Origin of the sequence: Desnuesiella massiliensis (assembly GCF_001403615.1) — a bacterium.
Lineage (GTDB): Bacteria > Bacillota > Clostridia > Clostridiales > Clostridiaceae > Desnuesiella > Desnuesiella massiliensis.
In genome coordinates this window covers 407821-426192 of sequence record NZ_LN879454.1, presented here as the reverse complement: position 1 = coordinate 426192, position 18372 = coordinate 407821, and the positions used below count along the sequence as shown (strand labels likewise).

16 protein-coding genes are annotated in these 18372 nt (G+C 30.9%); 6 read left to right on the top strand and 10 right to left on the bottom strand.

Annotation, left to right across the window (positions count from 1 at the left end; genetic code table 11):
• Window positions 1-29 precede the first annotated feature (29 nt).
• From BN2665_RS05720 to BN2665_RS05705, 4 genes are all read left to right on the top strand, one after another.
• Window positions 30-752 carry a response regulator transcription factor gene (locus tag BN2665_RS05720; RefSeq protein WP_055666154.1) on the top strand — a complete coding sequence of 241 codons (723 nt, stop codon included), beginning with the start codon at window positions 30-32 and terminating at the stop codon, window positions 750-752.
• Window positions 745-1740 (top strand): sensor histidine kinase, encoded by a 996-nt coding sequence (locus tag BN2665_RS05715; protein WP_055666153.1) that lies wholly within the window; start codon window positions 745-747, stop codon window positions 1738-1740. The genes BN2665_RS05720 and BN2665_RS05715 overlap by 8 nt, the downstream gene beginning before the upstream one ends.
• A 195-nt stretch (window positions 1741-1935) precedes the next feature.
• Window positions 1936-2700, top strand: a complete 765-nt coding sequence (locus BN2665_RS05710; RefSeq protein ID WP_055666152.1) for an ABC transporter ATP-binding protein — start codon at window positions 1936-1938, stop codon at window positions 2698-2700.
• Window positions 2690-4714 (top strand): FtsX-like permease family protein, encoded by a 2025-nt coding sequence (locus BN2665_RS05705; protein WP_055666151.1) that lies wholly within the window; start codon window positions 2690-2692, stop codon window positions 4712-4714. The genes BN2665_RS05710 and BN2665_RS05705 overlap by 11 nt, the downstream gene beginning before the upstream one ends.
• Window positions 4715-5329: 615 nt before the next feature.
• Here BN2665_RS05705 and BN2665_RS05695 read toward each other — a convergent pair.
• Genes BN2665_RS05695 through BN2665_RS05685 form a run of 3 tightly spaced genes read right to left on the bottom strand, consistent with a single transcriptional unit; the run spans window position 5330 to window position 6800 of the window.
• Window positions 5330-5731: a hypothetical protein gene (locus BN2665_RS05695; protein ID WP_055666149.1), complete on the bottom strand. Its 402-nt coding sequence runs from the start codon at window positions 5729-5731 to the stop codon at window positions 5330-5332.
• A gap of 23 nt (window positions 5732-5754) precedes the next feature.
• Window positions 5755-6387 carry a hypothetical protein gene (locus BN2665_RS27530; protein ID WP_055666148.1) on the bottom strand — a complete coding sequence of 211 codons (633 nt, stop codon included), beginning with the start codon at window positions 6385-6387 and terminating at the stop codon, window positions 5755-5757.
• A gap of 56 nt (window positions 6388-6443) precedes the next feature.
• Window positions 6444-6800, bottom strand: a complete 357-nt coding sequence (locus BN2665_RS05685) for a DUF3221 domain-containing protein (protein ID WP_055666147.1) — start codon at window positions 6798-6800, stop codon at window positions 6444-6446.
• A 160-nt stretch (window positions 6801-6960) separates the two neighbouring features.
• Here BN2665_RS05685 and BN2665_RS05680 point away from each other — a divergent pair, with 160 nt between their 5' ends.
• Window positions 6961-7434: a metal-dependent transcriptional regulator gene (locus tag BN2665_RS05680; RefSeq protein WP_055666146.1), complete on the top strand. Its 474-nt coding sequence runs from the start codon at window positions 6961-6963 to the stop codon at window positions 7432-7434.
• Between the two features lie 117 nt (window positions 7435-7551).
• On the opposite strand, the gene feoB is transcribed toward BN2665_RS05680, so the two are convergent.
• The 4 genes from feoB to BN2665_RS05660 form a co-directional block, all read right to left on the bottom strand.
• Window positions 7552-9669: a ferrous iron transport protein B gene (feoB, locus tag BN2665_RS05675; RefSeq protein WP_055666145.1), complete on the bottom strand. Its 2118-nt coding sequence runs from the start codon at window positions 9667-9669 to the stop codon at window positions 7552-7554.
• Window positions 9670-9689: 20 nt separating this feature from the next.
• Complete coding sequence (locus tag BN2665_RS05670) at window positions 9690-9917, bottom strand: FeoA family protein (protein ID WP_055666144.1); 228 nt, start codon at window positions 9915-9917, stop codon at window positions 9690-9692.
• A gap of 320 nt (window positions 9918-10237) precedes the next feature.
• Window positions 10238-11932 carry an ATP-binding protein gene (locus tag BN2665_RS05665; RefSeq protein WP_055666143.1) on the bottom strand — a complete coding sequence of 565 codons (1695 nt, stop codon included), beginning with the start codon at window positions 11930-11932 and terminating at the stop codon, window positions 10238-10240.
• 136 nt (window positions 11933-12068) lie between these two features.
• Window positions 12069-12506 (bottom strand): DUF3888 domain-containing protein, encoded by a 438-nt coding sequence (locus tag BN2665_RS05660; RefSeq protein WP_055666142.1) that lies wholly within the window; start codon window positions 12504-12506, stop codon window positions 12069-12071.
• A gap of 705 nt (window positions 12507-13211) precedes the next feature.
• On the opposite strand from BN2665_RS05660, the gene BN2665_RS05655 reads away from it, so the two are divergent.
• The gene (locus BN2665_RS05655; protein ID WP_055666141.1) at window positions 13212-15581 is read left to right on the top strand and encodes a tetratricopeptide repeat protein; all 2370 of its coding nucleotides are present in this window, start codon (window positions 13212-13214) and stop codon (window positions 15579-15581) included.
• A gap of 142 nt (window positions 15582-15723) precedes the next feature.
• On the opposite strand, the gene BN2665_RS05650 is transcribed toward BN2665_RS05655, so the two are convergent.
• The 3 genes from BN2665_RS05650 to BN2665_RS05635 all read right to left on the bottom strand — a co-directional run bounded on the left by BN2665_RS05650 (window position 15724) and on the right by BN2665_RS05635 (window position 18368).
• Window positions 15724-16542, bottom strand: coding sequence for a hypothetical protein (locus tag BN2665_RS05650; protein WP_055666140.1), 819 nt, complete (start codon window positions 16540-16542; stop codon window positions 15724-15726).
• A gap of 601 nt (window positions 16543-17143) precedes the next feature.
• Window positions 17144-17383, bottom strand: coding sequence for a hypothetical protein (locus BN2665_RS26910; RefSeq protein WP_195892662.1), 240 nt, complete (start codon window positions 17381-17383; stop codon window positions 17144-17146).
• 649 nt (window positions 17384-18032) lie between these two features.
• Window positions 18033-18368: a hypothetical protein gene (locus tag BN2665_RS05635; RefSeq protein ID WP_055666137.1), complete on the bottom strand. Its 336-nt coding sequence runs from the start codon at window positions 18366-18368 to the stop codon at window positions 18033-18035.
• Window positions 18369-18372: the final 4 nt, after the last annotated feature.

The following is an 18372-nucleotide window of genomic DNA, read 5'->3' as shown; positions in this document are numbered from 1 at the left end:
AATTTATGCCTAGAAAAGAGGTTTATTATATGCATAGGATATTTATTGTTGAAGATAACTTTGAGCTTAGAAGGATAATTAAAGAGGAGCTTCTAAAGTATGATTATGAAGTGGTATCTACTGATGATTTCAAAAATATTATAGAACACATTGAAGCTGCAGAGGTTGACTTGGTGTTGCTGGATATAAATCTTCCATACTATGATGGCTTTTATATCTGCAGGGCCTTGAGGGCCAAAAAGGATATTCCCATAATTATAATATCCTCAAGAGATAGCACCATGGATCAAGTAATGGCCCTTGAATTAGGAGCTGATGACTATATAACAAAACCCTTTGCTCTAGAACTTCTCCACGCAAAAATCAAGACAATTTTTAGAAGACTAGGAAAAGCAGGCACTGACACGGACTCCTTAGAAGTCAATAATAGCACTAACCTTTGCTTAGATGAAAACAACTTCATCTTAATCTATGAGAAAAAAAGCATTGAGCTTACAAAAAATGAATTTAAAATAGTGAAGGTTCTGCTTGAAAACAGGGGTAGAATCGTAAAAAGGGAAGAGTTCCTATCCGAGCTTTGGGAGCATTATATATTTGTAGATGATAATACCCTAACGGTTAACGTAACGAGGGTTAAACAGAAATTAAAGGAGCTTGGATTGCATGAGGTTATCAAAACCAAGAGAGGCGTAGGCTATAGCCTGGATACGGCAAAAATCAATGACGATAAAGAGGGTGAAGATCTTGAATAGAAAACTTATACTTAATTTTATAAAAGACAAGCTTCTTCCCCTAGGAATAATATTATCTTTAAACACCTTCCTTATATTTTTATTTTACTATAGCACCATTGATCATGAAATAGAGCTCCTATATCCCATGATCATTAGCATATTTTTACTAGCTTTATACGGAGCAAGGGAATGGTTTCAATATTATAATTTTAACTGCAAATCTATTGCCTCTAGCTGTGAGCAAAGGAGGATCAATGAATCAATAGATAAAATTCATAAGGATTATATAAAACAGCTAAGTGATAAAGAAATAAATTACAACTTAAAAAATAAATTTCTAGCTCAGTGGATTCACAACCTAAAAGCCCCAGTGACAGTTATAGATCTGATACTGCAAAGAGAACACAATGGTAAACTTACTGAGGAAGATGTAAACTCTTTGAAAGAAGAAAATAGTGTTATTTATCAAGGGTTACAAAACCTTCTGAACTTGATGAGGATTGAAGATTTCTCTAAGGATTATGTACCCTGTTCTGTGAATTTACTAGACAGCCTAAATACAATTCTTAAAAGGAATAAAAACTTATTTATCTACAATAACATATTTCCTAAAATTGAAATAGAAGATAAAAATCTTATTATATTAACTGATAGAAAGTGGAATGAGTTCATTTTAGAGCAAATCATATCTAATGCCATAAAATATTCTTCTTCTAAAGAATACACTAAATATATCATCATTAAGGCTGAAAAACTAAAGAAACACCAGAAATATTATATTGCTTTAAAAATTATTGATGAAGGCATAGGCATACCTCCTCACGACTTAAATAGAGTTTTTGACCCTTTCTTCACTGGTGACAATGGAAGATTACATAAAAACTCTTCTGGCATTGGATTATATATGTGCTCTGTAGCAGCTGAAAAGCTTAATCAAAAATTAGAAATAACTTCAGAGGTTGGTAAGGGTACAGTAGCTACTATAACCTATGTTTCAGAGGATTAAGTGTAAGATTAATGTAAGGTATTTTTAAGGCTTTTCAATTTCTCCATATATCACTTCATAGTAAAATATGCTTATACTAGATAAACACTAAGAAAACTTAATTTACACATGTTCCAAAATCACAGCTTTAAGTGATTATGGTTCATGTATAAATTAATAGTTGAAGTTGTTTATCTATATATGGGAGGTAAAATAATGGTTATACTTGAAGCTAATAAAATAAGAAAAATATATGGCAAGGATAAAAATACCAAGGGTACCCTAGTCCTTGACGGCATAGATATGAAGGTGCAGAAAGGTGAATTTGTAGGAATTATGGGGCCCTCCGGCAGTGGGAAAACCACCTTGCTTAATATATTAAGCAGCTTGAGCAAGGCTACCTCTGGTGATATTGAAATAGCAGGAAAAAATTTAAACAGTTTGGATAGCCATAAGCTTTCAAAATTTAGGAGAAAGACCATAGGCTTTGTTTTCCAAGACTTTAACCTGTTAGATAGTCTAACCTTAAAAGAAAATATCTTGCTGCCTATGGTGTTAGAAAAAGAATCCCTAGAATACATGGAAGAGACCTGTAATAACCTAATAAAAGTCTTAGATTTGCAAAAGGTAATAAGCAAATATCCCTATGAAGTGTCCGGAGGCGAGCAGCAAAGGACTGCTATAGCAAGAGCTTTAGTAAACAATCCAGAGATTTTATTTGCAGACGAACCTACGGGTAACTTAGATTCTAAGGCTTCTAACTCCATAATGAATTACTTTGAATATATAAATGAAAGAAGAAAAGACACCATACTCATGGTTACCCATGATGTTTTTGCCGCAAGCTTTTGTAAAAGAGTTATCTTCATAAAGGATGGTAAGCTTCATTTAGAGATAGCAAGAAAAGGGAGCAAAAAAGATTTCTTTAATGAAATACTTAATTGCACAGCCCTCCTTGGAGGTGGTAGCAGTGAATTTTAGCACTGTAGTGTTTAAGAATTTTAAATATAATGGTAAAAAATATCTATCCTTGTTTTTATGTAATTGCTTCACCATAGCCTTTTTATTTGTACTGCTAGACTTAAAATACAACAAGGATTTCATCCCTTATCTCCAACAAGATAAATCCCTAAATGCAGTAATGGTTATGATAATACTTGTAGTAATCCTATTTGCTATTCTTTTTACTAGTTATAGTCAGGGCTATTTTGTAAGGTCTAGAAGCAAAGAATTCGGTGTTTTTCTTACTCTAGGTATGGCTAAAAGGGAACTACTGCTTTTAATCTTCATTGAAAACATACTAATTACCGCCTCTGCTTTAGTACTAGGTCTTATATCTGGAACTGTACTTACTAAGCTATTCTTTGTGCTAACCATGAAGATTTCTAAATTTGAAAAAATAGCTCATCACTATAACCTTAAGAGTTACGTAGCTACTGCTATGCTGTTTCTGATTATATTTGCAGTTGTTCTAATAAGCTCTGTAGCTTTTATCAATAGATTGGATCTCACTGAAGTTATTAAAGAAGGCCGTAAAAGAGATAAACTGTTAAAATATCGTCCAAGCTTACTGCTAGCAGGAATTTTTGCTTTGGTAATTTCAATGCTCCTTATATTTTATAAAGTAAGAGAGCCTTATGAACAAAATATAGTAAGATATCTCCCCTTATCTATAGTACTATGCCTCTCAGGAACATATCTTATAATCTCTCAATTAGGAAGCGGTATATTATATTTTTGTAGAGGCAGCAAACGGTTATATTACAACAACTTGCTCTTTACCAATGAAATATACTATAGATTTAATAGAAGTAAAAAAATTATATTCTCTTGTAGTATTCTAATTGGAGTCATTGTATTTGGCTTAGGTCTTTTCTATGCCTTTGGGGAAATATCATTGATGTCCGTAGATAAAATGTATCCCTATGATATGAGCTATGCCGAGGTATTTGGAATAAATAATATTTCCAAGGAAAAGCTTCAAGGCATCATAGAAGAAAGCAAAGCGGAGGTAGCGCAAAGCAAGGAGCTTGAGTTTTTACTTTCTAACACCTACTCCCACTCCTTTATGGATAATAAAAATATTAATAAGAAATACATCTCCCTAGTCTCTCAAAAGAATTTAGACGAAGCCTTATTTAAAAGTAGTATAAAAGCCTCTAATTCTTCAAAATTAAAAAATATCTCTGTTAAAAAAGGAGAAGCTGCCTTAGTGAAAATAAGCCAATCAGCTAAGTTAAGTGAAAGCTTTATAAGTAGCATCTTTACCATAAATAATGATAGTACTTCCTATAATTTTAAGTGCGCTAACATAATTGCCAATGAATTAAATTTTATTAATCTGCCTTTATGTGACTATATGCTTATTCTAAATGATGATGAGTACGAAAAGGTTAAGAATAAAGACTTCATAGGTAATTTACATATGATTACTTTTAAGCAATGGAAAAAAACTGATAGGTTAATTTATAATCTGAAGGCTGCTCTTAAGGATGAAAACTCCAAATTATCAAATGAAGCTAAACAGCTATACTCAAAGGGTAATAGTAGCTTTTCTCTCTTTTCTACTATAGAAATATATAATTCTAGAGTTAAGAATAGCGCCTTTTCAAACTTTATATCCTTATTTGTCAGTTCTCTTTTTTTAATGGCCTCTTCTTTGCTGCTTTATTTTAAAATGTATACAGAATTTGAGGAAGAAAAGCTAAAATACATTAAGCTGGCTAGGATAGGTATTAGTGAAGCTGAATTTAAGAGCCTAATATATAAAGAATTCCTGCTAATATTTTTTGCTCCCTTAATATTTGGCGCTATGGCAGGTTATTCATATTTATTTACCATGTTTAAAATCATGAATTTTCCTATAGGATTTTATCTTAATTCATTTTACATATTTACAATCTATTTCCTATTTCAAATCGTATACTATTATATAAGCAGCAGAAAATATGTAAGTGTTATTATCTCTGACTTTCATAATGCTTATGAGTTATAGGAAGATGTGAAAAACATAGGTGTTCTTTTTCACGAGCCGCTCGTGGGGCTCCACGCGCGGTGTAGGGAAACCTATAGAATGCCTTTTTTCACATCCTCCTATAAAGAGTAAGTTATACTTTAGGAGGCACCATGAAGAATAAGGATTTTAACTTAATTATACTGTTTTTTAGTTTCTTCACGGTAATGTGTTATCTAAATTTACGTAGTTTTAAGTTTATAATATTAGTGTCTTTAGCTATATTTTTATATGAAATCTTCATCACCTTTCATGAGGTTAGCTCTAATAAAAAATTACTGACATTAAATATTATACTTGCTTTGATAACTTTGATATTTGTATTTTTTAAATATGATTTTAATCAACAGCCTATTATTCATCACCAGCTTATCATCGTAAACTTATTCTTTATTTATAACCTATTGTTCTATATATTTTATAAGCATACAAGCATTATCTTGCTTATTATATGCTGGATCTTATGCAATGCTATTCCTATGCTTGTATTAGCATTAGCAATGCTCTTTATAAAATCAAGAGGTATGTATTAACATAAAAAATTACACCTATGACTATGCTGAAGCATAATTTCATAGGTGTAATTTATTTAGCATTTTATAAAGCTTCCTCTTTATAATCCATGGAATCATATAGCTTTTGCAATTCTTCTAGCACCCTTTGATCAATACCATACCATTTTTTATTATAATGAACTCTATTTCCTATAAAGCTTATAGAGTTATTTCCTTTGCCATTTAGCTCTATCCAAAATTGCCATCCATTTATATTCTCTTGCTTTACATCTTCGTATTTTATAGAGTTAATATAGCTTACTATTTTCTCTATATCTTCCTTATTGTCAATGGTTTTAACCTTAGGGGGACTAGGTAAGGCCTTAAAGCTTATAGTCTTTATATCCTTAGGATTTAAATACCTAGCCTTTTCAGTGGATTTATAATATACAAAGCTTATTATTAAGCCTAAAATTACAGCTAAAGCTATTAGCTTATTTTTCATGACCATCCGCTCCTCAGCATAGCTTATTTAACCTCTGCTCCGCCCCATTCCACTAGAGTAAAGCCCTTTCTTTCAAAGGCATTTATCTCCTGAGGTTCTACTTTAATAGCCTTCTTTAAAGGCTTAAACACCATGAATACTCTTAAAACAGAATCTGGCTTTGGAGTTACCTGAAGTTTTGCTCTCTCCTCATATTCCTCCCTGGAAAAGCTTATGAGATTATACTTATTATCTTGCATCCTTGGCAGCCAATATACTATGAATTCATTGTATTCCTTTGGGGTTAATCCCATCTTAGCTAGGGTCTCTTGTAAAAAGTCCTTAGTATCTTCGCCCTTTACCACAAAACCCTTTGACATATCCCATTTGTCCTTGCTTTTCCCTTCCCAGAATAAATAGGAATATTCCTTACCATCCTCCTTATTTATTAAGGTCCCATCTGGCTTAGCTGTGACTTTCCAGCCATCTTTGTATTCTGGATAGGTTACAAAAACCTCTCCTTGGTAATCTAGTTTTACAGCTACCTCTTGTTCCACAGTTGGATATAAATAGATTACAGGTTTTTCGGGCTTAACCTCTTTTGGATAGCAGCCCACTAGAAATATGCATACTAAAAATAATGAAGTAAAAAAACATTTTCTTTTCTTAGCTTTCATAAATCCCACCCCCTATGACTTGCAAATATTTCCCTATAATAATTATATCATTAACATTATTTTAATACCCTAATAGTTTTGGCATCAGCTTGTACTGGATAGGATTCTCTTACAGGACCTGAAAAGGTTATTTCTACCTTCATTCCTTCTTTTAACTCTTCTAGTTTTACTTGCTCCTTTGTGTCTCCTTTATATATTTTAGTGCTATTTAGTATGGAGACCATAGCTTTATCATATTCAGTATTTTCTTCTTTCTTACCTTCAACTAATATAGCCGTTATCTTTCCATCCTTTAAATTAACCTTTTTTATTTCCCCTCTTATAGATATCTTATCTCCATCTTTGTCGCAGCCTAAAAAAGTTAACATGGTAAAAAGCATCAATAAAGAAGCTATCACTCTTTTAAATTTCATTAATCATTCACCCTTTCACAATAAAATGATACCTATATTACGCTATGTGGATGAATTAGTTAGTCAGTAGACGCATGATATAAATAATATTTTATTCACATTGCTCATATAATTAATTGATGCTTTTGGGCATATATATAAATAGAAAGATGGTGATTTAATGCCCGATGATGAATTTTATACCTTTGGTGAGTATATAAGAAAAGCTCAGGGTTGTCTCTCTCCTTCTGCTGAGGATTATATGGAGATGATATATAGATTGTCCCTAGATAAAGGTTTCACTAGAACCAATGACCTAGCCTCCGCTCTCAATGTTCAACCTCCTTCTGTAACTAAAATGGTACAGCGCCTTGCAGAGCTAAAGCTGATAAAATACGAAAAATATGGAGTAATAATATTAGAAGATGCAGGCAATGAATTAGGAAAGGTATTGCTAAATCGTCATAACACAATTGAGAGGTTTATTTCATTTTTAAATATAAAGGATGATGTATTAGAAAAAACAGAAAAGATGGAACACACCATAAGCGAAGACGTATTAAAAGGCATCGAGGAATTATTGAAATTTTTCTCTGATAAGCCTGAGCTTTTGAAAGAATTTGATGAATACAGAAATGTTATAAAAAATGGTTAGATTATATAAGCAAAGCTAGGGTTAAGTGTTAAGCCTAGCTTTGCTTTTTAGCATTTTAACTTTTTCACAATTATATTAAATAAAAAACTTATTCTTTGTTAATACGTTTTAGCAAAATTAAGCCAGGCCTAAAAGCCTAAACAAGGTAGCTGTAATAAAGCATACTACAAAAGCAATTACTGTAGGTATTACAGCTGCTAATCCTGTCCACTTCCAGCTTCCTGTTTCTTTTTTTATAGTTAATAAGGTAGTGGCACAGGGCCAGTGCAAGAGACTAAAAAGCATGGTGTTTAAAGCTGTAAGATAGGTCCATCCATGTTCTAGCAATATTTTTCTTAAGGACTCTATGCTTTCAAATTCAATCATAGCTCCCGTGGAAAGATAGCTCATTAATAGTATAGGCAGTACAATTTCATTCGCCGGTAATCCCAATATAAAGGCCATAAGAATAAATCCATCAAGTCCAATTACCTTTGCTATAGGATCTAAAAAGGCCGCAATATGCCCTATAATGCTTAAATCCCCTAGATATATATTTCCTAAAATCCAAGTTATAGCTCCTGCTGGTGCAGCAATGATTGCTGCTCTCCATAATACAAATATAGTTCTATCTATTATAGAGGTATATAAAACCCTCCCAATTTGAGGCACTCTATAGGGCGGAAGCTCTAGGGTAAAGGTAGAGGGAACTCCTTTTAAAATAGTTTTAGACAGCCCATAGGATACCAGTAAGGTTATAGCTATTCCCACAACAACTAAGGCCGTCACTGCCAATGAGGGCAGGAAACTATGACTTTTATTACCATTAGCCACTAAAAACACCGTAGAAATAGCTATTAGAGTAGGGAATCTTCCATTGCAGGGCACAAAATTATTGGTTAAGGTAGCTATGAGCCTTTCTCTAGGTGATTCAATGATTCTGCAAGCTATTACTCCTGCTGCATTGCAGCCAAAGCCCATACACATGGTTAAGCACTGCTTTCCATGAGCGCAGGCTTTTTTAAACAAATGGTCTAAATTAAAGGCCACCCGTGGCAGATATCCTAAATCTTCCAATATAGTAAACAGAGGAAAAAATATAGCCATAGGGGGAAGCATCACAGAAACTACCCAAGCTAAGGTTCTATAAAGCCCTAATACAAGAACTCCATGGATCCATTGAGGAGCATTCATATTGTTAAACCATAGGGTGAGTTTTTCTTCAAAGGCAAAAAGTACATCTGCTATGATGACAGAAGGTATATTAGCTCCAGTTATGGTTATCCAAAATACTAATGCTAACACTAAGAGCATTAAAGGAATTCCAAAAGTTTTTGAAGTTATATAATTATCAATAAGCCTATCTCTATTAACCTTTAGCTTGTCTTGATGAACATATTTATCCCTGACCTCTTCTGCCTTAATATATATCCTCTCTGATATATGATCTCTTATACCAGTTTTTCCTTCCATATTCTCATTAGAATTTTCAACATCTATCATATCTCTTAGCTCTTGTTGCTCCATATTATTAAATATGTTTTCCGTTAGTTTTCTATCACCGTCTATAAATCTCAATGCTAGCCATCTAGAATTTATACCGTTTATTTTATTTTTAATTATAGGTTCTATATCCTTAATTTTTTCTTCAATGTAGTCTTCATATTTTACTAACCTAGGTTTGGGTTTAATCTCTCCTGTAACAACCTTATGAACTACTTCCTTAAGCTCATCAATACCTTGTGCTTTTCTGGCAGCACATAGCACTACGGGTATACCCAGCTCTCTCTCTATGCCCTTGCCATCTATAGTTATGCTTTTTTTCTTAGCTTCATCTATAAGATTTATACATAATATTACCTTATCCTTAAGCTCCATGATCTGATAGACAAGATTTAAATTTCTTTCTAAGCAAGTGGCATCTGTTACTACTATAACCGCATCAGAATTTCCAAAGCATATAAAGTCTCTTGCTACTTCTTCTTCAGCGGAAGAAGCAAACAAGGAATAGGTGCCTGGAAGGTCTACCAATATATTTTCTTTATCCTTATAATTGTACTCCCCTCTTGCATTCACTACAGTTTTCCCGGGCCAGTTACCTGTGTGCTGATGCAGCCCAGTAAGAGCATTAAATACCGTACTTTTACCTGTATTAGGATTACCCGCCAGTGCAATAACATTCTGTCCTTCTTTCCTATCTATTTTAAACATGTCCATAAGGGCATCTTTTTTTGTGGATTGAAACGTTAAACCCATTGCTACCTCCCAAAAACTTTCTAACTATTGCTAACAGCTATTAAAGATGCTTCTTCTTTTCTAAGAGCTATCATAGTACCTCTTATATCATAAACTGTAGGATCACCCGAAGGCCCTTTCCTTATAACCTCTACCCTGGCCCCCTTAGTTAACCCTAGTGCCAGCATCCTTTCTCTCAAAGGTCCGGTAGAATATAAATCCTCCACCTTTACTAAGTTTCCCACAGATATATTATCAAGCTTTAACATAAAAATCCTCCTAACCGATGTTTTATTAAATCTGTACTTCTAAAAACTTTCATTGCTTTAAAGAATTTAGCTTTAGCTAACTTTAATATAATTTATGATTTTTGTTCTAAAAAGGTTACAGTAAAAATATATATGTAAGCTAGAAAAATCTAAAAAAATACCCTGTAACATAGACATAAAAAGCTGTGTCTATATCATAGGGTGCATTTTTAAACTTAAATTAGATATGATTTATCTATAGCTTGCTAGTTTTAGGTCTTACCCTTATTTGGATTAACCCCGCTCTTAGAGTCATTTCGATGCCATTTTATCCTCATGCTTCAGATTTCTATAGAATAGATATCTTTTTTACCTACTACAACAATTAGTACTTTCTTTAAATTTTCTGCTTCAAACTCCTCTTGCACAAATTTTCTTTCTTCATAGCCCTTAAGTTGCTTTAGCCCTTCTTCTTTTACTTTTTCTAGAGTATGTCTTTCACTTTCTTTTATATATTTTAGTTCAATAATCCACTGGAATTTAGTTATATCCTTAAATTGAATCTTTCTTTTTAGCATTACATCCACATAACCCTTGCTATTTTCAGCTTCACTTTGAATAAAATAAGTACTATCTACACCTAAAAGTGTGAGCATTATCATCTTAATATGCTTTTCATCCATTTGAATTAAATCTCTATTAGATAAATCCTCTAATATATTCTTTACAATTTTTATGAGAGGCTCAATGTTTCCGTACATTCTCATTTCATTTACCGCCACTCTTATATCTTGAATTTGAATATTATATTCTTCGTTTATTCTTTGAAAATATTGTTCCCAATAAATGGTCTTTATTACATAATTAGGTATAATAAATTCTGTTCCTAGAGGTCCTTGACCTTTTATAGTAAGCATTCCTAGGTAAAATAATAGAGATTTAAAATTTTCTTTTACACTATACATAGTATGAATATTGAATCTATCTACTAGCATAGTTGAGGTTTCTCCTTTAGTCATTATTTCCTCTAAGGCCGCTCTATCATTAAAATTATAAGCTAGTTGATTAACTTTACCATAATCGGTTTTTACATTATTATCTATCATTTCTCTTGGATAACGGTTATACAATGAAAACTGATTTAAAAAATACATAGTCATATCAGGATTAAAAACTGATTTACTATCTTCATTGAATTTATATCCATCATAATAAGTAGTCATATCATTACAGATTTTTTCTCTAAGCTCTGTATCTTTTATATCTATTTCATCCATAATCCAAGACAATTCTTTTCTCGTAAATCCCATCATAGCATTGAGATTTTCATCTAATGTATAGTTCATAGTAATATTAAAGCCACTGGTTAAATCATCTAACATTATAGGACTTACACCTGTCATAAAAATTCTGTTAAAATTGTCCGACGTTGCATCTTTTATAGCCTTATAAAATACCTTAACGAAGCCTTCTCCATGCAGTATGCTTTCATAGGTGTTTTGATTTCCTCCTGTAATTAGTTCATTTGCAAAATTATCATATTCGTCTATTAATACAAAAATAGGTACCTTTATTTTACTAGCTAAAAGAGATATGTATTGCACTATAACTTCAGCGCTATCTATTTCTTTTGGAATAATGCTATTTTCTAATAAATCTGAATATTGATCTGTGAATCTTTTTGCAGCCATGAGAACTTTTGAATTAAAACTTTTTCTAAGTTCTTCTTCTCCATGTCCCACATCTACTCCAGCAAAGCTTATTTTCCAAACTAAAAACTTATTTCTCTCTTCTGTAGGATTTTTTCCTATATATAAATCTCCAAATAGAGCTTCAAATTTATCCTTTTTATTTGTATCATAGTAATTCTCAAGCATTGATACAAACAAACTTTTTCCAAATCTTCTAGGTCTTACAAAAAAATTATAAGGAGCATATTGATCTAAAAGTTCTATATAAGATGTTTTATCTACATAAAGATAATTTTTCTCTTTTAAAACCTCAAAATTAGAAATACCATAGGGTATTCTCTTCATATCTATATTCACACTCCCAACTTCATTGTAATTACTATTATTTTACCATTTATAAATAAGATAATATACTTATTACATTAAATTTTTTTATTATATAGATAAATACATTATGTCATGATATTAGTTTAGTAACCAATCATGGTTTAGAAGGTTTTGGAGTAATTTTACTAGATTCAATATGTTCAAACTTCTCAACTTTTGCTCCACTAGTACTTACACTAAGTGTAATATTGTCAATGCCTACTGTGTTATGAGCGCCCTGGTATGGCATAACTTGAAGCTTTATAATAAAATAAGACGTTCGATAGCCATTAGGACGTTCAATACTTAAAATTTTTGCAAATGGATCAACCACAAAATAATTGCCATAGTAATCATTTACTGCCTTCTGAATATACGGATTAAGCATTGCCATAAAAATATCTTGATATAGCTCTTCTTTTGAACCTTCAGGTGAAATATAATTGTTATTTGGATTGGTTCTTACCATACTAATAGTTTCTGCGCTAGTAAAGGTTGATGTTCCTAGTAGAAATCCCCCAGTTAGTAAAACAGTGATCACAATTTTTTTCACAAGTATCACCACCTTAAAAAACATTATTATAGGTTATCCTGAATTAAGGATTATATTCTATAATCAATTTGTACTCCCATGCAAAATCAGACCAAATTAGGTCATCATTTTCCTATAATCCTTCTTATGAAGTGTTTATCCAGTAATCCTTTATACTCTTTGAACCTTTTAAATAGTAATTCTTGTTTATTCATTTTTTCTCTCCTATTTATTTGATGAAAATACAATTCCACCTGTAATGACTGTATAGGTGGTTTTTTATTGCATAAACTTGGGCTTTGTACAAAATTGAAAACTCAAAAGGATGATATCTTTCTAAATTACGTTTTAGTTTTTAGAGATAATGAATAACTAAAGAGGCTCTTAAGCTAATTTTAGATACTCTAAAATTTTTTCTAAAGGCTGGCCTTTAGTGACAGATCTATAAATATTTTTATAAATCTCTCTCGGCTAATTTATATCCAGTGTTAAAGTGATAAGACTCATTAGAATATAATTTACAATAAGTATAATTTATTATCATTATTAATGGTAATTATAAGAGCGGTTATAAATATGCTTTACAAATACCCGTAGTTATCTCTCTTGTCTTTAATACATCTCCAGTTCTAGGACTATATATCATCTACTTTCCCTCTAATATCCAGTATTAATAATTTTTATAACTGCTATAATAACACTTGAATATTCATAGGGGGAAAATATATGGAAAATAGAAATGAAGCAAAAGAAATAAAATCTACAGAAGAAGCTTTTAAAGCTGAGCAAAAGGTTAAGGTTGCATCTGGATGGATAGCGTCTATTGGTGTATTTTCATTAATAAATTCTGTAGTTTTTCTATTATTTAATGGGAATATTAATTTTTTAATAGGATTAGGAATAAGCCAGCTTATAGATGATATAGGAATATCCTTTGGAGATTCTGGTTTATGGATTTCAATTTTAGTCAATGCAATTTTAACAATTATATTTTACTTATTTGCCTATAATGCAAAAAAACAAAGGCGATGGGCCTTTATATTAACTATAGTTATTTACATATTAGATTCATTGTTCTTCATTTATGTACAAGATTATATAGCCTTCGCCTTTCATTTACTAGCAATCCACTACATATTTCAAGGCTTAAAAGCCATTAAAAACAAAGCCAAAGGAATACTCCATGAACAAAAAAATAACATTCAAAAAAATTTTTTAGGGCAGGTTGAAAGTATTGAAAATCATCTTAAAAATGAAGAGTTGGAAGATAAAGGTGCCTTCTCAAACAAGTTTTATAAAGAACAATTTTATGGTAAAAATTATGATGAAAATCAATCAAAAGCATCAAAGTTTTTAAAGAGACATAAACAACCTATACTTCATGTAATATCTTTGATTATCGTATTAAGCGGCTTTGTACTTTTTTCTCTATTAGACAATTTTTCAATTTCTCCTTCAAAAAATGCCGAGAAATACTATAAGGAAGGAAATTATGAAAAGGCATTAGAAATATATAACAAAGCAATACTTACCAATGGAAAGGACTTCAATTTAATTTATAATAAAGGTACTACTCTCCTATCTCTAGAACGATATGCTGAGGCTGTGGAAGCTTTTAAATTATCTGAGAAATTAGGAAATAAGGATGAGAGTTTATATCTTGATTTGGGATATAGTTATTATTGCTTAAATAATTTTAAAGAATCTATAGCTTCATATAAAAAAGTATTAGACATAACTCCTGAAAACGTGGAGGCTATAACCTGGCTAGCCCATAACAATGTAATGTTGGAAAATTACGATGAAGCTATTAATTTATGCGAAAAAGCCATACAAATAGACCAGAGCTATGCCTTTGCTTATGACACTAAAGGACAAGCTTATTATTATAATGGTAATTTTAAAGAAGCCTTAAGATTCTACAGCATTGCTATAGAAAAAGATCCTTCCTATACAAATGCATATGTAAATAAGATTACTGCTTTATACATGCAAAAAAACTATATGGAGGGAATGGATTTTGCTTTAGACTCATATAAGCTTTTCCCAAATGAAAGTGAAATACCTTATTATCTTGGAGATTTTTATTCTGCTATTAATGATAGAGAAACTGCCATAAAATATTATGAAGAAGCATTAAAGCTTAATGAAAAGAATATAGAATTAGTAGCAAGACTAGGTTGGGAACATTTCTACAATCAAGATTACCAAAATGCTAAAATTTATAGTGATAAAGCCTTAGAGCTTGATGATAATAACAAATCTGCTCTTTCCCTAATCAAGGCAATTAAAGACGAGGAAAGGCCTGAAGCTGAAAAAATAGTAGAATTTGTAAAAGAAAACTATCTATATATAGACAAAGTAATAGATTTTGATAAAAAGTCCAAGGATTTTTTATCAAAAGCATCTATTAAAAACGAAGATATTAAAACTTTTATCCAATCAATAAAAATAAGCAATGACCCTTTCACTTTTGTTTTTTATGATACGAACTATGATAATTTTATAAAAAGCCAAAATACAGAGGGTATAAATTCAAAAATGCTTGATTCAAAATCTTTATACATAAAAATAAATTCTTTTAATCCTTATGTAGATAGAGATTTTAGAACAATAATTGATAATAATGAAAATAGTGATAACCTTAATCTCATCATAGATTTGAGGGATAATGGTGGTGGACTTGCTATACAGGCAAATAATATATTAGATATGTTGCTTCCAGAAAGTACAATAAGCTATATGATAAATAGGCAAGGAAGCATAGCTGATTTTTATTCTGGACCTAGTTATACTAAGTTTAATAAAATAATTGTTATGGTTAATGAAAACTCAGCTAGCAGTTCTGAGTTATTAGCTTTGGGACTAAAAAAGCCTCTTAATAATGTTACTATAATAGGAACTCCAACCTTAGGTAAGGGCGTTGGACAAGTAAGTTACGAAAATAAGGCTAAAAAATACTGTATTTTTCTCGTAAGCTTCTATTGGAACGTAAAAGAAAAAAATATTGTTGGAGAAAAGATATATCCAGATATAAGGGTATCTGGTTCAAGCTTTGAAGACTACCTAAAAGTAATTAATGAAATAACAAAATAAAATTATCTTTAGGGGTTGTCTCACTAAGGAATTTGCATACAGTATATTGATTTGGAAATTTAAAATCAGCTCAATATATTGTAGCATTTATTCCTAATATATTTCCAATAAAAGTAGTAAGCTAATATTATATTTTCAAAAATTAATAGAGGTAATATTTATCAATTACACTTTCTTCAAAATTTGACCATTTACAAGTTGCTGTGCTAACCTTATCATGGATAATATATTCATTTTTGGGTGGGATCAAATCTGGAAAATTCCCAATAAATCGTAATTTTTTTGTTGGAACTATACGCTTTGATGTCGACAACAACAATATTCTATATTCAGTCTTACCACGTGCAAAAGTCGATTGAATATATTGTGCCTGCTGTATTTCACCATCGTTTCGCGGTAATTCTTCATCATTAGTAATTGATATATACACTATAGGTACTATATGACCAGGCCACCATGTACATTCATCTATTTTTCGAATTAATAAGTATTTCCCAAACAAACCTTTTTCTTTTGCATAATCACTTTCTAATCTATATGAAAAAACATCTCCAATTTTCCATTCACATTTATATAGCTTATGTTGAGATATCTTTTTTTCAGGCGGCATTGGTGATATTAGTTTCTGCTCTAATTCTTGTAATACCTTTTCTCTATCTTTATATTCTCTTTGATTGATAGCTTCATTTTCCCATCTCTTCAAGTTTGAACAATTCTTTAAATATTCGAGAGCTTTATCTTTTACAAACGGCAAAAGTCTTCCTAAACTCCATTGAGTATCTGCTAGAGCAAACCAAAATACTGGTGCTTCATCTTCATCTGAAATAATAGCCTCATTACTCTCTATTATTTCCTTAGTTACTTCCTCATTTGCTTTTCCTATTTTTAATTGCTCTTTATAGTAATCTCTTATGTCCGCTGCCATATCATCTTGATATAACTTCGGTCCCCATGATCCCATATCTATTCCGCCTTTCTATTTATAATGATCGTTGCTTTTCTTGAAATCATTATTTTTGAATCTATAAATTAAACATACTCCTATTACGATAAAAAAGGCTCCAATGTAACAAATACTCACTATCTTTGGCTGCAAATCAACATACAACGCTAAAATCGCAAAAATAACTGTTAAAATATAATTTACTATCTGATTTATTACAGCCTCAATTTCAACCTTTTCCCTTTTGTAAAAGAAAAAACCTAACAAAATCTTCTTATACCTACTCAATTTAATATTTTTTGTATACTCAGTATCTTCATTATTTTTTCTAATCGCACTTATACTCAAGATATACATCACTATAAATAAAATCAGTACTCCTATATAATTTATTACAATATCGTCAAGCGGTAATATACAAAACACCTCCTAATAAAATTATCAAAAATTAGGGTCAAAAATTGGTATTAACTTATTATAAGTGTTATCGCTAATTAAGTTTAAGGTATGCAGTCCTTCTATAATACCTCTCGCAGTAGAATAATTATCCCACGTTTTCATATAATTTACCGGATTTTTTAAGGTTGGTCTAATGTTTTTCATACTATTTAATACAGTTTTACCAAAGTTCAATGCAGATCTGGGGTTCTTCATAACAGAAAGAGCCCCTTTTCCAGAACCTATAACCCCTATATCTATAAGGATTCTTATATCCAACATGATTTGTGTCAGTTGTAACGTCCTTACCATCTTTGTCTTTAATGCTGATTAACTTAACCAAACTATCATAAGCATAACTTACTACCCTAACTCCATCACTATCTATTAACTCTATAATATCTCCTTGAGCATTCCTCACATAGAGATATTCTGCTCCATTTAGGTTCATTGAGGTAAGGTGGCCAGTTGAATAATAAGTATAGTATATCTTATCTGTTCCGCTTTCTTCTAATGTTACCTTATCTCCTTGAAGATAGTATTTTGTTACTACTCCATCTAGGGTTTTCTCTGTTCTTATGCCTGAGTCATTATATTTATATGTTATAGCTTTGCCTGTTCCATTAATTCCTGCTAGTTGTCTTCCAAATTCCCATGCATAGATATAAATAATTATTAATTGATGGCATCCAGTTATTAATTTTTATATAATCGCTTATTTACGCTTTCGCTTCAGCTCTAAGTATTCTGAATTAGGCTGACGCTTTCTCACTTTTGTTTTATAAAATCTAATTTATAAATACTTTTAAATTTCTTTTTAAAATCTATAAAATATCTATATCCATGTAAACAAAAACTTTTAAATTTTTATCCCTTTAGAAATTATTAAAATTTTATTATTAGTCTTTATCAATACCATAAAAACATTTCTAATGAGGATTATAAGTATCTAAAATTACATGTGTTATTACCTCTTACTAAAAATCCACCTAAAAAGTAAATTCTAGGTGGACCTTTTATTTTATTACGCACTTAATAAAGATTAGATTTTCCTATTTATTAGTAACAAACTATTGTTTTTTATTGTTCATATATTTAGGTATAAGTTTAATCATTATAGGAGCTATAATAAATATAGAGGCTATACTTCCTATCACTAAATATAATGAATTTAGGTACATCCCTATAAATCCAATAATTAACGGTAATAATATTGCAAAAATTACTATAGCTGATAAATAATTTTTCTTAATTATTAAGTACAATATGGAAAGCGCAATAATAACAATAATGCTTCCAACAATAGTAATTTTACCATTGTCTCCATAGTGTTTATCTATTATTCTGCTTAATACTATACCTATAAAAGTTCCCAATATACATATCAAATTCAACTTATCTTTCAAATTC